The 15,616-nt window shown below is 63.1% G+C and carries 13 protein-coding genes and 1 pseudogene; 6 read left to right on the top strand and 8 right to left on the bottom strand.

The genetic code is table 11. The annotated features are described in order from the left end of the window. Positions 1–55 precede the first annotated feature (55 nt). Complete coding sequence (locus tag I5W_RS32390; protein ID WP_017450000.1) at positions 56–208, bottom strand: hypothetical protein; 153 nt, start codon at positions 206–208, stop codon at positions 56–58. A gap of 127 nt (positions 209–335) precedes the next feature. Then, the gene (locus I5W_RS07450; protein WP_044528755.1) at positions 336–1,424 is read right to left on the bottom strand and encodes an NADH:flavin oxidoreductase/NADH oxidase; all 1,089 of its coding nucleotides are present in this window, start codon (positions 1,422–1,424) and stop codon (positions 336–338) included. 128 nt (positions 1,425–1,552) lie between these two features. On the opposite strand from I5W_RS07450, the gene I5W_RS07445 reads away from it, so the two are divergent. Continuing rightward, entirely contained in the window at positions 1,553–1,885 is a 333-nt protein-coding gene (locus tag I5W_RS07445) for an ArsR/SmtB family transcription factor (RefSeq protein WP_008333354.1), read from the top strand. Positions 1,886–1,900: 15 nt separating this feature from the next. On the opposite strand, the gene I5W_RS07440 is transcribed toward I5W_RS07445, so the two are convergent. The 4 genes from I5W_RS07440 to I5W_RS07425 form a co-directional block, all read right to left on the bottom strand. Then, complete coding sequence (locus I5W_RS07440; RefSeq protein ID WP_044528754.1) at positions 1,901–2,332, bottom strand: hypothetical protein; 432 nt, start codon at positions 2,330–2,332, stop codon at positions 1,901–1,903. Between the two features lie 150 nt (positions 2,333–2,482). Beyond that, entirely contained in the window at positions 2,483–3,748 is a 1,266-nt protein-coding gene (locus tag I5W_RS07435) for a c-type cytochrome (RefSeq protein ID WP_044528753.1), read from the bottom strand. A 12-nt stretch (positions 3,749–3,760) separates the two neighbouring features. Then, positions 3,761–5,533, bottom strand: coding sequence for a GMC family oxidoreductase (locus I5W_RS07430; RefSeq protein ID WP_017449996.1), 1,773 nt, complete (start codon positions 5,531–5,533; stop codon positions 3,761–3,763). 54 nt (positions 5,534–5,587) lie between these two features. Next, positions 5,588–6,301: a gluconate 2-dehydrogenase subunit 3 family protein gene (locus I5W_RS07425; RefSeq protein WP_017449995.1), complete on the bottom strand. Its 714-nt coding sequence runs from the start codon at positions 6,299–6,301 to the stop codon at positions 5,588–5,590. A gap of 446 nt (positions 6,302–6,747) precedes the next feature. On the opposite strand from I5W_RS07425, the gene I5W_RS07420 reads away from it, so the two are divergent. After that, positions 6,748–7,269: a GNAT family N-acetyltransferase gene (locus tag I5W_RS07420; protein WP_044528752.1), complete on the top strand. Its 522-nt coding sequence runs from the start codon at positions 6,748–6,750 to the stop codon at positions 7,267–7,269. 77 nt (positions 7,270–7,346) lie between these two features. Here the strand turns inward: I5W_RS07420 and I5W_RS07415 are convergent, their stop codons facing one another. Beyond that, entirely contained in the window at positions 7,347–9,038 is a 1,692-nt protein-coding gene (locus I5W_RS07415; protein WP_199901714.1) for a DUF3300 domain-containing protein, read from the bottom strand. Positions 9,039–9,420: 382 nt separating this feature from the next. Then, positions 9,421–11,727: a 5-methyltetrahydropteroyltriglutamate--homocysteine S-methyltransferase gene (gene metE, locus I5W_RS07410; protein ID WP_044528750.1), complete on the bottom strand. Its 2,307-nt coding sequence runs from the start codon at positions 11,725–11,727 to the stop codon at positions 9,421–9,423. 100 nt (positions 11,728–11,827) lie between these two features. On the opposite strand from metE, the gene I5W_RS07405 reads away from it, so the two are divergent. The 4 genes and pseudogenes from I5W_RS07405 to I5W_RS07390 all read left to right on the top strand — a co-directional run. Further along, positions 11,828–12,715 (top strand): LysR family transcriptional regulator, encoded by an 888-nt coding sequence (locus I5W_RS07405; protein ID WP_044528749.1) that lies wholly within the window; start codon positions 11,828–11,830, stop codon positions 12,713–12,715. A 58-nt stretch (positions 12,716–12,773) separates the two neighbouring features. Next, on the top strand, positions 12,774–14,144 hold the full coding sequence (locus I5W_RS07400; protein ID WP_044528748.1) for an ABC transporter substrate-binding protein: 1,371 nt from the start codon (positions 12,774–12,776) through the stop codon (positions 14,142–14,144). A 21-nt stretch (positions 14,145–14,165) separates the two neighbouring features. After that, positions 14,166–14,876 carry a response regulator gene (locus I5W_RS07395; RefSeq protein ID WP_044528747.1) on the top strand — a complete coding sequence of 237 codons (711 nt, stop codon included), beginning with the start codon at positions 14,166–14,168 and terminating at the stop codon, positions 14,874–14,876. Further along, positions 14,842–15,616: pseudogene (locus I5W_RS07390) on the top strand (ATP-binding protein); the annotation flags it as partial. The gene I5W_RS07395 and the pseudogene I5W_RS07390, both read left to right, overlap by 35 nt.

Genomic DNA, 15,616 nt, shown 5'->3' with positions numbered 1-15,616 from the left:
CCCCCGGATCAACGACCAGGGGGCCTAACACCATCACACCAACATTCCTGCTGGATCAATAAGGCAGCGGTTGTTCCGGCAAGCTGGCGGCGCGGGCCAGCGGGTGATGCCGCCAGTGGGCTTCGGCCAACAGGTAGATGCCCACCGAAGACAATCCCACGGTCAACAGCATCAACAGAACGACATTCAGCAAGAAGGGGGTGAACATGGTGATCTCCTCAAGACGACTTCATCTTAGGAGAGCTCATTACATTTGGCTCTAGTGATTTTCCCTAGAAAACCCACACGCCGCTCAGGAAATTCCTGAACCGCTGGCCTTGCCGACCGGCAACCCGTCAATAGCGCTCCAGCCAGTGTGCATACGGCGCCGGCAGCGTCCACGAAGGGCGTTCTACGCCCAGTTCCTTGGCGGCCTGGTAAGGCCAGTGCGGATTGACCAGGTGCGAGCGACCCACCATCACCAGGTCGAGCTGGCCCTCCTTGACGGCGCGCTCGGCCAGTTCCGGCGTGCCAAAGCCCCAGGCCGAGGACACCGGTACGCCGGCTTCGTCGCGCACCCGCTTGGCGATCGGGCCGAGGAAGGCCGGGCCCCAGGGGATCTGTACCTCGGCAATGGTGAAGCCGACGGTCACGCTGATCATGTCCATGCCGCTGTCCTTGAACTGGCGCACCAAGCCGATGGATTCCAGCAGGGTCTGTTCATCGCGGCCATCGTATTCCAGCACCCCGAAACGCACCGTCAGCGCCAGGTGCTGCGGCCATACCTGGCGCACGGCGCGCAGGGTTTCGAGCAGGAAGCGGGCGCGGTTTTCGACGCTGCCGCCATAGAGGTCGTCGCGCTGGTTGGTATGCGCCGAGAAGAAGCTCTGGCCCAGGTAGCCGTGGGCGAAGTGCAATTCCAGCCATTCGAAGCCGGCGTCACGGGCGCGGATGGCGGCATCCACGAAGTTCTGGCGCACGCGGGCGATGTCGTCCAGGCTCATGGCCTTGGGAACCTTGGGCAAGCCACGGCCATAGGCAATCGCGGAGGGCGAGAGGGTTTCCCAGCCGCGCGGATCATCGGCGGCAATGTGATCATCGCCTTCCCACGGACGGTTGGCGCTGGCCTTGCGACCAGCATGGCCGATCTGGATGCCGGGCACGGCGCCAGCCGCCTTGATGGCTTGCACCACCGGCACGAAGGCTTGGGCCAGTTCATCCGACCAGATGCCGGTGCAGGCCGGGGTGATGCGACCTTCCGGCGCCACCGCCGTGGCTTCCACGATCACCAGGCCGGCGCCGCCCCGGGCCAGGCTGGCATAGTGCGACAGATGCCATGCATTGACCTTGCCATCCACCGCCATGTATTGGCACATGGGCGGCACGGCGATACGGTTGCGCAAGTTCAGGTCATTGAGCTTGAAAGGGGTGAAGAGGGCGGACATGAGGGATTTTTTTCCTGTCAACAATGAAAGAGAATTGTCAGGCAATGCCGATGCGCATTGTCTGCTTCGTTGGTTCGAAGATATTCGAACTATGGAACAAGTATAACCCAAGGTGTATCATCCTGCAGATGCGTCCCTACAAACATCCCGAGATTGCCGAGTTCGTGCTGGAGCGCGTGCTCTATGCACTGAGCGATTCGATTCGCCTGGAGATCGTGCGCCACCTGGCGCGCGTCGAATGCGCGACCTGTGGCGAGCTCGATGGCGGGCGTCCCAAGTCCACCGTCTCGCACCACTTCAAGGTCTTGCGCGAAGCCGGCCTGGTGCGTACCGAGAGCAATGGCACCACCCACATCAATACCTTGCGCAGCGCCGATATCGAGCAGCGTTTCCCGGGCTTGCTGTCGGCCATCCTGGCCCAGCACGACAAGCTTCCCAGCCGTCGCAAGAAAGCCGCCTGAGGCGCGCTCTGGCGATCAGAGCTTGCCGGTGGCGATATCGGCATCCACTGCCACAAAGGCCGTGGCCATCGCGTATTGTTCAGCTTCCACCGAGGTATTGCCGCGAAAATCCTCACACGCCACGCGCCGGAAGGCGACCGGGTTGTCGTTGCGATGCAGCTGGTAATGGCCGACCCAGGTACCGTCGATCTGCTCGGTGCTGCTGACCCGGATGAAGTAACCGTGATGCTCGGCCACGTCATTGTCGAGCAGGGTATCGATCACCGCGCGCGCATAGCCGACCCCGGCCACCTGTGCTGAGGCCGCCGAGCCGAAGGGATTGCCGCGCAGTCCGGGTGCCGGCTCGCCGTCGATGGCAACGGCGCAGATGACCTCACCCTGGCGTTGCTGCGTGCAGGAGACGCTGATGTGCTTGCCGCGATAGGTGGCGCCGTAGGTGGGGAACATGCGTGCTTTCAAGAGGAATTCCTGGGCCCTATAGTGGCGTGATCGGCCATCCTGGTCAATCGCCGTGCGCTTCCTTTCAAGACCTACAGATGTAAAAAAGGCCCGCATGTTTCCATGCGAGCCTTGCGTTACCACGATCAGTGCAATGGATCAGGAACCGTGCTTGGCAATACCCGCCCGCATCCGGTTCACTTCACTGGCCGAGACCGCACCGGCGTGGTTGCCCCAGCCCTGGCGCACGAAGCTGGCCAGTTCAGCCGCTTCCTGGTCCGAGAGACGATGAGCGAAGCCCGGCATGACCAGGATCGACGGCGCCTTCTCGGTGGAGGGTGTGCGCGCCCCGGCCAGGATCACATGCAGCAAGGCGCTGGGGTTGTCGGCATTGACCACGGTGGCGCCATCCAGGGCCGGGAAGATGCCCGGTGCACCCCGCCCCGTGACGAAGTGGCAGGCCGCGCAGTTGTCCAGATAGAGCCGCTCGCCCAGGCTCAGATCCTTGGCCGCAGTGAGCTTCTTGGCGGTGGCCTCGGCCCCTTGCGGGGTGACGCGACCACTGCTGCTGGCGGCCACCGGCGAGAGCGTCTTCAGGTAGGCGGCGATGGCCTGCAGATCATCGGACTTCAGGTGCGCGGTGCTGTGCTCCACCACCAGGCTCATTTCACCGGCCACCGAGGCGGTCTTGTTGCGACCGGTCTGCAGGTAGTCGACGATGTCCTGCGCGCTCCAGTGCGGCATCCCGCGCAATGAAGGCACGGCCCAGCCGTTCAGATCACCGCCCGAGAGAAACTGCGCCTGGCTGCTGTCGCTGGCCTTCTCGTTCATGGCCACGCCACGCGGCGTGTGGCAACTGCCGCAATGGCCCAGGCCTTCGACCAGATAGGCGCCGCGCTTGATCTGGTCATTCCAGCCCGCCTGCTCCTGGAACGGCTTGTCATTGGCGAAGAACGCATTCCATAGCTTCATGCCCCAGCGGATATTGAAGGGGAAGCTCATCTCGCTGGCCGGTGGCGTGCTGGCCACCGGTTTGACCCCTTGCATGAAGTAGGTGTAGAGGGCATGGATGTCCTCGTCACTCACCTTGGCATAACTGGGGTAGGGCATGGCCGGATAGAGCTGGGTGCCATCGGCGCGCACGCCACGGCGTACGGCATTGGCGAATTGGGCCTCGCTGTAGTTGCCGATGCCGTGTTCCTTGTCCGGCGTGATGTTGGTGGAATAGATGGTGCCGTGGCCGCTGTCGATGGCCAGCCCGCCCGAATAGGCTGGCTTGCCGACTGCGCTGTGGCAGGCCATGCAGTCGCCGGCACGGGCCAGGTATTGGCCGCGCGCCACCAGGTCCTGGTCGGCCGCGTGGGCCATGGACAACGCACCTAGCGACAAGGCCAGGGTGGCAAACAATGAAGTCAGTTTTTTCATGTTCTCTCCCCCTTATACCTGGACCAGCGGGCCGGGGTTCTTCAGATACTGCGTCTTGATGGCCTGTGCCGCCATGAGCGTGATGGCGCCGATGGTGTCGGTCGGATTGGCCTGGAAGTTCTGCGGGAAGGCATTGCCGCCAGGGACGAAGACGTTGTGCACATCCCAGGATTGCAGGTACTTGTTCAAGGCCGAGTCACGCGGCGAATCACCCATGATGGCGCCGCCCACGTTGTGGGTGGAGACGTACTTGGTGATGTCCCAGTGCGAATCCAGGGCCAGGAAGCTTTCCGACATGTGGTCGGGATTGAGCTCCTTGGAGATCTTCAGCACGATGTCGCGCAGGTAGCGTTGCAGCTTCAATTCGTTCTGGCGCCAGTCGAAGGTCATGCGCAACAGCGGCTGGCCCCAGGGATCCTTGTAGTTGGGGTCCAGGTCCAGGAAGTGGCCGCGATAGGACATGCAGGTGGTGGTGATGCTGATCTTCATGGAATGGTCGTACCAGTCGATCATGCCTTCCTTCCAGCCGCGGCCCCAGCTCGGGGTGCCCGGTGGCAGGGCGGTGCCGATCGGGGCACCCGAGGCTTGCGAGCTGTGGATCTTGGCGCCGCCGATGAAGCCCTGCTTGATGCCGTCGTCGAAGTTGCCCGGCGAGATGTCGTTGAACATTTCGCCGGTGGCGCCGGCCGTGGCAAAGGAATTGAAATGCTTGTCCTTGAAGAACAGCGTGGCCCCGCCATTGGAGAGGAAGGCATAGTTGCGGCCGATGACGCCGGTCTCGCTGATCGGGTCATAGGGTTTGCCGATGCCCGAGAGCAGCATCAGTCGCACATTGGCGAACTGGAAGCTGGAGAGGATCACGATCTTGGCCGGCTGGAACACTTCCTTCATGTTCTCGTCGATATAGGTCACGCCGCGCGCGGTCTTCTTGTCGGCGTGCAGATCCACGCGGATGACGTTGGCGTTGACCTTGTAGTCGAAGTTGGGCATACGCTTGACCACATCCAGGATGGTGGTCTGCGGCGAAGCCTTGGAATAGTTCAGGCAGGGATACTTGCTGCAGAAGCCGCAATAGTTGCAGGGTGCGATCTGTGCGCCATACGGATTGGTCCAGGCCTGCGAGACATTGGCCGAGGGATTGGGGAAGGGGTGGTAACCCATCTTGCGCGCCACCTCGGCGAACAGGCTGCTGTTGTAGGTGTCATGCAGCGGCGGCAGCGGATAGGGGTTCGAGCGCGGACCTTCGAAGGGGTCGCCGCCCGGCTGGATCTGGCCGCGCAGGTTGCCGGTCTTGCCCGACTGGCCGCACACCTTTTCGAAGAAATCGTAGTGTGGCTCGATCTCGTTCCAGGTGAACGGGAAGTCCTTGATGCGCATCTCGGGATCGAGCTTGCTGTGCTTGTAGGCCTGGTCGGCGTAGGTCTTGAGCTTGAGGTCGGTGGGCGTGGGACGGATCAATACCGCGGTCCAGTGCAGGCCCGAGCCGCCCACGCCGGTGCCGGGCGCAAAGGCGCCCCACTTGCGCGTGGGCAGCGCTTGTTGCGCGGTGTTGTAGCGCACCGTCAGGGCAGCATCGCGCGGCGTGGCGAAGACCTTGTTGCGGGTAGCGTAGCCGTACTGGTCGGCCGGCTTGGGATAGGCAAAATCTTCGGGCGGACGGTCCGGGCCGCGCTCCAGGGCGCGTACCTTCAGGCCGGCCTGGGCCAGTTCGATGGCCATGATGGAGCCGGCCCAGCCGAGGCCGACGATGACGACGTCGACGTCGTCGTTGGTGATATTAGGCATGGAGATGGAATCGGTAAGAGGTTGCAGGCGTGAACATCAGAGGGCCGCGCACGATTACGCGCGCTTGCCCGACAGGCTCACGGGCCCCAGCGGATACTTCACGTTGTGCTGGTCCACCCATTCGGTATAGGCCGCACGTGCGCCGGGGAAGCCGATGGCGACCCAGGCCTTCATATCCTTGTTGCCGCCATACATGGGATCGGCCAGGTAGCCGTTCTTGGTATCGCCCAGCAGCTGGCCGAAGAATTGCGAAGGCTTCATGGCCTTCTCGCCCAGCGCGGCGAAATCGACGCCATTCTTTTGCAGCGCTGTCAGCAAGGCATCCTTGTCCTTGGCTTCCAGTTGCTCGAAGGGCTTGCCGTGTTGTTGCTGGCTGACTTCCTGGGTGAGCTTGATGCCGATGCGATAGATGTCCTGCGGCGCATAGGGAATCTGGAAGCCCAGTGTGGAAGGGAAGTCCGCCGGGTGCGGACCTTGCTGGTAGATATCGCTACCCAGGCCGTGATGCAACTGCTGGTCGATGAAGACCGGCACATTGGTTTCCAGCGCGCCCGGCCCGCGCCCTTCGGCGGGGATCAGGCGGTCACAGGCGGCCAGGATGAAGCGCCATTGGGCATCGTCGAAGAACACCGGCTTGTAGTGCTGCAGCTCGATGCCTTCCAGGCCATCGGCCCGCGCCTGCTTGAGCAAGGGCAGCGAGACGATGGGCACGGCCGCTGCAGTGGCGGCCAGGACGGCGCGCCGCGAGGGACTGAACTTGGTGGTCATGGTGGAGGCAGTGTGGAGTGGGTGGAAAACAAGTCGCGCAAGCTGCCGGGGCAACTGCGCCATGGGCGAGAAGGCGTCGCCCGGCTTGCTCCCTCGCCACGACCGGCGTGCGCTGTCCCGTGCCGCTGGCCGAGCCAAGGTACGCGGGTGCTACCGTCGAGATGATGGAGTCTGCCATGCGTCGCAATCTCAGAGTGGATCAACTCGTCTCCGATCAAGCGTCCAGCCTCACGGGCCGGCATTTCTTATCATTCCCCTGGTCTTGTCATTCGGACAAATCCGGCAAGAAGTGCTGCTCTATGGATGAGCGGGCGAATTTTAACACCTCTAGTTGTCAGATGTCTTAAGACGAAGGGGGATGGGCAAATTCATCCACAGGCGTCTTCGGCTACACTGGCGCCCTAGTCGATAGTCTTTCCTGAACCTGATATCCGATAAGTCCTCTCATGCAGATCCGCGACGCCACTCCCGCCGACATCCCCGCCATCACCCAGATCTTCAACGACGCCGTGGTCCACACCACCGCCATCTGGAGCGACACCCTGGTCAACGACCAGAACCGCCTGGATTGGCTGGCTGCCCGGCGCCAGCTTGGTTATCCGGTGCTGGTGGCCGTCGAGGATGAGAAGGTGCTGGGCTATGCCAGCTTCGGCGACTGGCGTCCCTTCGATGGTTTCCGCCATTCGGTGGAACACTCGGTCTATGTCCACCAGGATCATCGCGGCCAGGGCCTGGGCCAAGCGCTGATGCAGGCATTGATCCCGCGTGCACGGGCGGTGGGCAAGCATGTGATGGTGGCCGCCATCGATGCCAGCAACGTCGGCTCCATCGCCCTGCACAAGAAACTGGGTTTCCTACAGGTCGGCCACATGCCGCAGGTCGGCACCAAGTTCGGCCAGTGGCTGGACCTGGCTTTCCTGCAATTGACACTGGACCAGCGCACCGACCCGGATCGCTTCGGTAGCTGAGGAGGGCAACATGAAAAAGGGCCGCTTCAGGGCGGCCCTTCTTCATTGGTTCATGCAGTTGGCGTGAGGCTGTCAGTTCAACCCTCGTGCTTCTCGGCTTCGCGCTTTTCCTTGCCGCGTTCTTCTTCCTCGTGCTTGTCTGCTTCGTGCTTTTGCGCGGCATGGTTGTCAGTAGCATGTTCATGTTCATGTTCATGTTCATGCGCGGCGGCTTCATGTTTTTCCATGGCCGCTTTCTGTTCATGCTCGGGCTTGTTTTCCGAACGGGGTTCGGGTCTTTCGGCGCGCGCCGTCTGCGCTTGGCGGCGCTCGGCCTGCTGTGCCTGGAGGCGGGCATTTTCTTGCTCTTGCTGCTTCATGGCCTGGGACTTCCTTTGTTCAGCCTGCAGTCGCGCTTGCTGCTGCTCGTTCTGCTGGGCCTGCAAGCGTTCACGCTCGGCCTGCTGTTCCAGCTCCTGGCGTTGATGCGCATCATTGGCATGGGCGGCTTCGTGCTGTGCAGCCGATGGTGTAGCCGGTTGTGCATGGACATTGGCCAGCTCCATCTTCTGCTGCCCCATCTGCTCGCGGCGCTCCGGCATGGCGCCCACACGCGCATCGCTGGCGGTGAAGTGCGGCATGGTCATGGCCGTCGCAGCGGGGGCGGCCGTTTCATGGCGGTTGTCGATGCGGGTCTGGTTGTAGTTGGTGATATTGCGTTGCTCGACGTTGCGCACGTTGTTGACGTTATTCACGTTATTGATGTTGCTGACATTGTTCACGTTGTTGACGTTGTTGTTCACCACCCGCGTATTGTTGATCGTCACATTGTTGTTGGTCACGCGATTGACGATGGTGGTCGAGTGCGAGACATAGGTGGCATTCTTGTACACCACCGCCGGCCGTTGCCAGTCGCCGCCACCCGAGCCACCCCAGTGCATACCCCAGTCGTGCCAGCCCCAGCCCCAGTCGCTGTGATGGCTGATGGCCTCACCCACGAACACGCCCACGCCAAAGCTCAAGGCCCCCACCACTACTTCATTGGCCACCGGGCTGGGCGGGCGATAGACGTAACCGGGATAGACCGGCACCGGTGGACCATACACCACCGCCGGGTTATAGGTCGGCACGTAGACGGTATCGGGCTGGCTCGATTCGATCACGATGGTCTGCGGCGGCGGCGGGATCACCGGGGCGCCGGCATAGACCGTGCGCGGCTCGGGCGCATTCTCCACGCGTACCGATTCGCTGCTGCGCACCGTGCTCGATACCCGCAGTTGCGAGGAACTCTTCAGGTTGCCGGCTTGCTGCGCGCGCAGGCGCAGTTCCTGGATGGCGTTCATCACGTCGTTGGGATCGTTGACGAAGGCGTCACCCAGCGAGCGCGTCCAGTCTTCGTTGCTGGCCATCTGCGACAGCACGGCCGGGAACATGGTCAGCGACTTGACGCTGACGTCCCACGGTTCCTTTTCTTCGGCGGCCTGCAGGATGTCACCCTTGAGCGCGTTGTTCTGGCCCAGCCACTGGTTGGCCGCGACGATCTGGTCGGGATAGGTGGCCCCGGCCAGCACCTGTGCCACCAGCTTGTCCGGGAATAGCGCGATGGGCGCCACCATCTGCGACAGTTGCTGGGCCGTGGGCGGCGTGTAGGGTGGCGTAGTGGGCGCCGCCGGTGCGGCAGCAGCGGTGGGCGGTGGCGTATCCTGCTTCTGGCAGGCCGACAGGGCTAGCACGGCGCCCAGCAATGAGGCAGAGACGATGATGGCGGAAGTTTTGTTTCTTGTTGTCATGATGCTTGTCCTCGATCCGGTACGGATGATGGAAACGGCGTTGGGATAGCCCCGCTAACGAGCGGTCGTGTCGCCCAGTTGACCTGTGAATTGTGATGGGATGTAACCGTGCCTGATTCTTTGTGAGTGTTGCCCGGTGTTAGTCTTCGAGCACCGTTGTGCAGAAAGGTTCGGCCCGAAAAAGACGCATCATGTAAAGATTGCGCAACGCGGGAAACTGACAAAGAACTGACTGGAAATGCGCGCCAGAAAAGGGACTTCGCTGAAAGACCATTGTCAGCGATTTGCAAGGAAGAATAAAAAAAGGCAGACCGTGAAGGGTCTGCCTTGCAAAAGTTTATATCAGGAAAAACTTAGTTTTTTTCCGCACGCCATTTCCGCCTCAGGCCGCCTGCGCCAATTCATGATGGGCCGCACGCAATGTCTGCGCGGCGGCCACCATGTTGCGCAGGGCCGGAATCACTTCAGCCCACTGGCGCGTCTTCAGGCCGCAGTCCGGGTTGACCCACAGGCGCCGCGCATCGATGCGTTCGGCCGCCTTCTGCATCAACTGCACCATGTGTTCCTGGGTGGGGATGTTGGGCGAGTGGATGTCGTAGACGCCGGGGCCGATCTCGTTGGGATAGTTGAAGTGGTCGAAGGCATCGAGCAACTCCATGTCCGAGCGGGAAGTCTCGATGGTGATGACGTCGGCGTCCATGTCGGCAATCGAGGCGATGATGTCGTTGAACTCCGAATAGCACATGTGGGTGTGGATCTGCGTGGTATCGGCTACGCCATTGGCGGTGATGCGGAAAGCCTGCACCGCCCAGTCCAGGTAATGTTGCCACTGGGCGCGACGCAGCGGCAGGCCTTCGCGCAGCGCCGCTTCATCGATCTGGATCACGCGCACGCCGGCTGCTTCCAGGTCCAGCACTTCCTGGCGGATGGCCAGTGCCAGTTGACGGCAACTGTCGGCACGCGGCTGGTCGTCGCGCACGAAGGACCAGTTCAGGATCGTCACCGGGCCGGTCAACATGCCCTTCATGGGTTTGCTCGTGAGCGACTGTGCATGGGTGATCCACTCCACCGTCATGGCCTGCGGGCGGCTGATGTCGCCAAACAGGATGGGCGGCTTCACGCAGCGCGAACCATAGGATTGCACCCAGCCGAACTGGCTGAAGGCATAGCCCTGCAATTGCTCACCGAAGTATTCCACCATGTCGTTGCGTTCGGCTTCGCCATGCACCAGCACGTCCAGGCCCAGCGCTTCCTGCTCGCGCACGCTGCGTTCGATCTCGGCCCGCATGACGGTGCGATAAGCTGCTTCATCCAGCTGACCGGCCTTGTAATGGCTGCGGGCCTGGCGGATCTCGGCGGTCTGCGGGAAGGAGCCGATGGTGGTGGTCGGGTATAGCGGCAATTGCAGCAGCGCCGCCTGCTTGGACGCGCGCTCCGGGTAGTGGCTGTTGCGCTGCCCATGCTGGGGCGTCAACTGCGCCAGTGCGGCGCGCACGGCCGGGTTGTGCACCCGCGGCGAGGTGCGGCGTGCCGCCAGTGCTGCGGCATTGGCGTGCAAGGCTTCCTGCACGGCAGCGCGACCTTCGCGCAGGGCGCGGCCGATGAGCTGCAATTCATCCAGCTTCTGCACGGCGAAGGCCAGCCAGGACTGGATGTCCTGATCCAGTTTTTCTTCCTGCGCCAGATCGACCGGCACGTGCAGCAGCGAGCAGGACGGCGCAATCCACAGCCGTTCGCCCAGGCGCTGGGCCAGCGGTTCCAGCCAGTCCAGCAGGGTGCTGAGATCGGTCTTCCAGATGTTGCGGCCATTGATGACACCCAAGGACAGCACCTTGTGCGGCGGCAGGATATTGAGGAGGCCGGCCACCTCCTCGCGACCCTGGATGGCATCCACATGCAGGCCCGCCACCGGCAGGTTGGCGGCGAGGTAGCCGTTCTCCTGCAACTGGCCGAAGTAGGTGGCCAGCAGCAGCTTGACCTTGCATACCTTGAGGTGGTGATAGGCGTGATTGAGCGCGTGTTGCCAGTCGGCATCCAGTTCCGTGACCAGGATCGGTTCGTCGATCTGCACCCATTGCACCCCGGCTGCGGCCAGCGTGTCGAGCAACTGCGAATACACCGGTAGCAGCCGCTCCAGCAGGGCCAGCTTGTCCGAACCATCCTTGGCCTTGCCCAGCGCCAGGTAGGTGACCGGGCCGATGATCACCGGCTTGGCCTGCACGCCCTGGTCCTGCGCCTGGCGCACTTGCGCCAGCAGGCGCGAGGCATCCAGCGTAAAGCGGGTGGTGGCATGGAATTCGGGGACGATGTAGTGGTAGTTGGTATCGAACCACTTGGTCATCTCGCCGGCCGCCACACCGGCGCAGCAACTGTCATGGGCCTGCGGCGCCGAGCGGCCACGCGCCACGCGGAAATAATTGTCCAGCGCATGGCCGTGGAAATCCTGCACCCGCGCCGGCAGGTTGCCCAGCGTCACGCTCATGTCCAGCACCTGGTCATAGAAGGAAAAATCGCCTACCGGCACCAGGTCCAGCGCGGCCTGGTCCTGCCAATGGCGGCGCCGCAATTGAGCGCCCGTCTCTTCCAGCGCGGCAAGCGAGGACTCGCCCTTCCAGTAGGACTCCAGCGCGAACTTCAGTTCGCGCCGGGCGCCGATGCGGGGAAAGCCGAGATTGTGGATGGTGGTCATGCAGTGCTCCGGGAAAAGTCGTCGATGCAGGCATCCTAAGTTTCCTGGTGCATGAAGTAAAATGGTTATATCTCAACCATCCATGAGTTTCATTCATAGTATGCTGGACCGCATCCATCTTTCCATCGTGCAGGAGGTCAAGCGCCAGGGCTCGCTCACTGCGGCAGCCGGCGTGCTGCACGTGACCCAGTCGGCCTTGAGCCACAGCATGAAGAAGCTGGAACAGCAACTGGGCACCGACATCTGGCTGCGCGAAGGCCGCCACCTGCGCTTGACGCAAGCCGGCCAATACCTGCTGGCGGTGGCCAATCGCGTCTTGCCGCAACTGAGCCTGGCCGAGGAAAGGCTGCGCCAGTTCGCCCAGGGCGAGCGCGGCGCGCTGCGCATCGGCATGGAATGTCACCCCTGTTACCAATGGCTGCTCAAGGTGGTCTCGCCCTACCTGGCGGCCTGGCCGGACGTGGATGTGGACGTGAAGCAGAAATTCCAGTTCGGCGGCATCGGTGCCTTGTTCGGCTATGAGATCGACCTGCTGGTCACGCCCGATCCGCTGGACAAGCCCGGCCTGGTATTCGAGCCGGTGTTCGATTACGAACAGGTGCTGGTGGTGGCGGCCGATCACCGGCTGGCCGATGCGGATTACGTCAAGCCCAAGCAGTTGAGCAATGAAGTATTGGTGAGCTATCCGGTGCCGGTGGACCGGCTCGACATCTACACCCAGTTCCTGGCCCCGGCCGGCATCGTGCCGCGCCGTCACAAGACCATCGAGACCACCGACATCATGTTGCAGATGGTGGCCAGCGGGCGCGGCGTGGCCGCGCTGCCGCGCTGGCTGGTGCTGGAATATGCGCAGCAGATGGCGGTGGTGCCGGTGCGGCTGGGCAAGCACGGCATTGCCAAGCACATCTACCTGGGCGCGCGCGAAAGCGATGTCGAGATCGATTACCTGCGCGCCTTCATCGATGAGGCGCGGCAGGCGCAGGCGTAAATTGCGCAATGGCAGGTAGCCGGCTATAGTCTGTTCCGGTTTGGAGACAGGCAAGCGCATGACAACAACGAAACGGCCCGCGAATGCACGCACCGGCCCGGCCCGCTGCGGGCTGGTCGCCGGGTGGCTGCTCGCCTGGACGCTATGGCTGGGTCTGGGGATGGCGCAGGCGCAGTCTGCACCCGCGGCTGCACCCGCGGCAGCGGCAGCCGGTCCGGCCGCCGCGCCGGCCAACCCGGTGGCTTCGCTGCAGGTACTGCATTGGTGGACCTCGGCCAGCGAGCGCCAGGCCATCAACGTGGTGGTCAACCAGTTGGCGCGAGAGAATATCCAGTGGCGCGACGTGGCCATCCCGGGCGGCGCCGGCATGGGCGCGGCCAAGGTCTTGAAGAGCATGGTGCTGGCCAACCGCGCGCCGGAAGTGACGCAATTGAATGGCGTGGTCTTCGCCGAATGGGCCGACCTTGGCCTGTTGCTGACGCTGGACAACGTGGCCGCCCAGGGCAACTGGGAAAAGCTGATGTTTCCCACCGTCTGGTCGCTGCTCAACAACCATGGCCACGTGGTGCCCGCACCGCTGGGCATCCACCGTATCAATTCACTGTTCTACAACATCGCCATTTTCCAGCGCTACCATTTGAGCCCGCCGCGCACCTGGGATGAGTTCGAGCATATCGTCAAGAAGCTGCAAGGCACTGGCATCATCCCGCTGGCGCAAAGCGCCGAAGCCTGGCAGCTGGCCGGCTTGTTCGAGAACCTGGTGCTGGCCGAGAGTGGCCCGGCCTATTACCGGCGCCTGTTCGTGGACATGAACCCGGCCGCCTTCCTCGATGCGCGCATGTTGCATATCCTCAAGCGCTTCCGGGCGCTCGCGGCGGCCATGCCGCAGCCGCTGCGCGAGCGGCCGTGGACCGAAATGGCGCGCAGCATGGTCAGCGGCGAGGCGGCCATGCTCATCATGGGCGATTGGGCCAAGGGCGAACTCAATGCCTGGGGCATGGAAGTGGACCAGCAGTTCGGTTGCGCGCCAGCGCCAGGCACGGCTGAGTTCCACCTCTACAATACCGATACCCTGGCCATGTTCGCCGGCAACCATGCGCACCAGGCCATGCAGGAAACCCTGGCGCGGCTGACCATGTCGCCGGCCGTGCAGTCCGAATACAATAGGATCAAGGGTTCGATCCCGGTGTTGCGTGCGCCTGATCCTCACATGGACCGCTGCGCACGCGACTCCTGGCGCACCTTCAGCAAGGGGCCGGCTTATCAGGCCCCCAGCCTGGTACACCGCATGACCACCGACGACACCACCAAGGACGCCATCGTGGCCGAGGTGCAGCGCTTCTTCCTCGACCGCAGCATCAGCGAGGAACAGGCGCAGAAACGACTTGCAGCGATTGCGCGCACCGTGGCGCGCAATCGCAACGATTAAGACATTGGAGATGGAAGCACCATGACGCGCAAGATATTGATCGTCGACGATGACCAGAAGACCCGCACGCTCTTGAAGGCCTACCTGGAAAAGAACCAGTACGAGGTCAGCCTGGCCCATGATGGCGCAGCCTTCCTCAGCGAATTCCAGCGCGTTGCCGATGAGCTCTCGCTGGTGATCCTGGATGTGATGCTGCCCGATACCGATGGCTTTGCCCTGTGCAAGGCGGTGCGGCGCAAGTCCAATGTGCCGGTCATCATGTTGACCGCCAGTTCGGATGAGACCGACCGCGTGGTGGGCCTGGAACTGGGCGCCGACGACTACATCGCCAAGCCCTACAGCCCGCGCGAGCTGCTGGCGCGCATCAAGGCCATCCATCGCCGCATCGGCATCGACAGCAGCGCGGCGCCGCGCTACTACCGCTTCGCCGGCTTCAGCCTCGATACGGTGGAGCGTACCTTGACCGACCGCGCCGGCCAGATCGTCCCGCTGACCGGCATGGACTACCAATTACTGAAGTATTTCGTCGAACATCCGGGTGACGTGCTCGATCGCAACGTGCTATGTGAAGAAACCCGCGGTCGTGACGCTGGCCCGCTGGACCGCTCGCTGGACGTGCAGATCAGCAAGCTGCGCCTGCGCTTGAATGACGGTGGTCGCCAGCCGCACCTGATCAAGACCGTGCGTGGTGTTGGCTATGTCTTCTCGGCCGACGTCAGTGCCGCCGCCTGAGAGCGTGGCGCCGCTGCCGGCGGCCGAGACTGTCGCTGCCAGCGCGCCCAGCCAGCGCGCTCGCCTGGCCGCCCTGCTGGACTGGCTGCTGCCGGATTCCCTGCTGGGGCGCCTGTCGGTGGTGATGATCTTTGGCGTGCTGGTGACCCAGGTGGCCGGCGGCATGATCTGGGCCGCGCAATTGCGCAGCAAGTCCGAGGCCGAGACCCGCATCGCCGCCCAGCACCTGGCCCATAGCGCGGCCTCGGCGATCCGCTACTTCGTCAGCCTGCCGCCCAACTATCGTCCGCTGATGATCCAGCAATTGCGCGAGATGGGCGGCACCCGCTTCTTCATCAATGCCAACAGCAGCGCCGTGCCGGTCCAGTCCATCGGCCCGCGCCACCTGGCGGACCTGGCCCTGGAGGTGACCGCCCAGACCCTGCGCGAAGACCTGCCCTTCCTGCCGCAAGCACGGCTGGCCTTCGCCTGGCCCGATGGCTTGCCGGTGGCCAGCGATGGCTTGACCGTCAACGACCTGCCCGACAACTGGGTGCAGCACATCCTGCTGACCAAGCCCAACTCGGCCCCGGTCCTGGTGATCCAGATGCAGGTGGAAAGCGGGCGCTGGATCTACCTGGCCGCGCTCATGCCCAATCCCTATTTCCTCGACAGCGACAATCCGCTGTGGCTGGACCGGCTGGTGCTGCAGGGCTTGTCGCTGGCCGCCATCCTGTTGCTGACCATCCTGGTGGTGCGCT

It is taken from the genome of Herbaspirillum sp. B65 (assembly GCF_000333555.1).
Classification (GTDB): domain Bacteria; phylum Pseudomonadota; class Gammaproteobacteria; order Burkholderiales; family Burkholderiaceae_D; genus Herbaspirillum; species Herbaspirillum rubrisubalbicans.
This window is presented reverse-complemented; position numbering and strand designations above follow the sequence as displayed.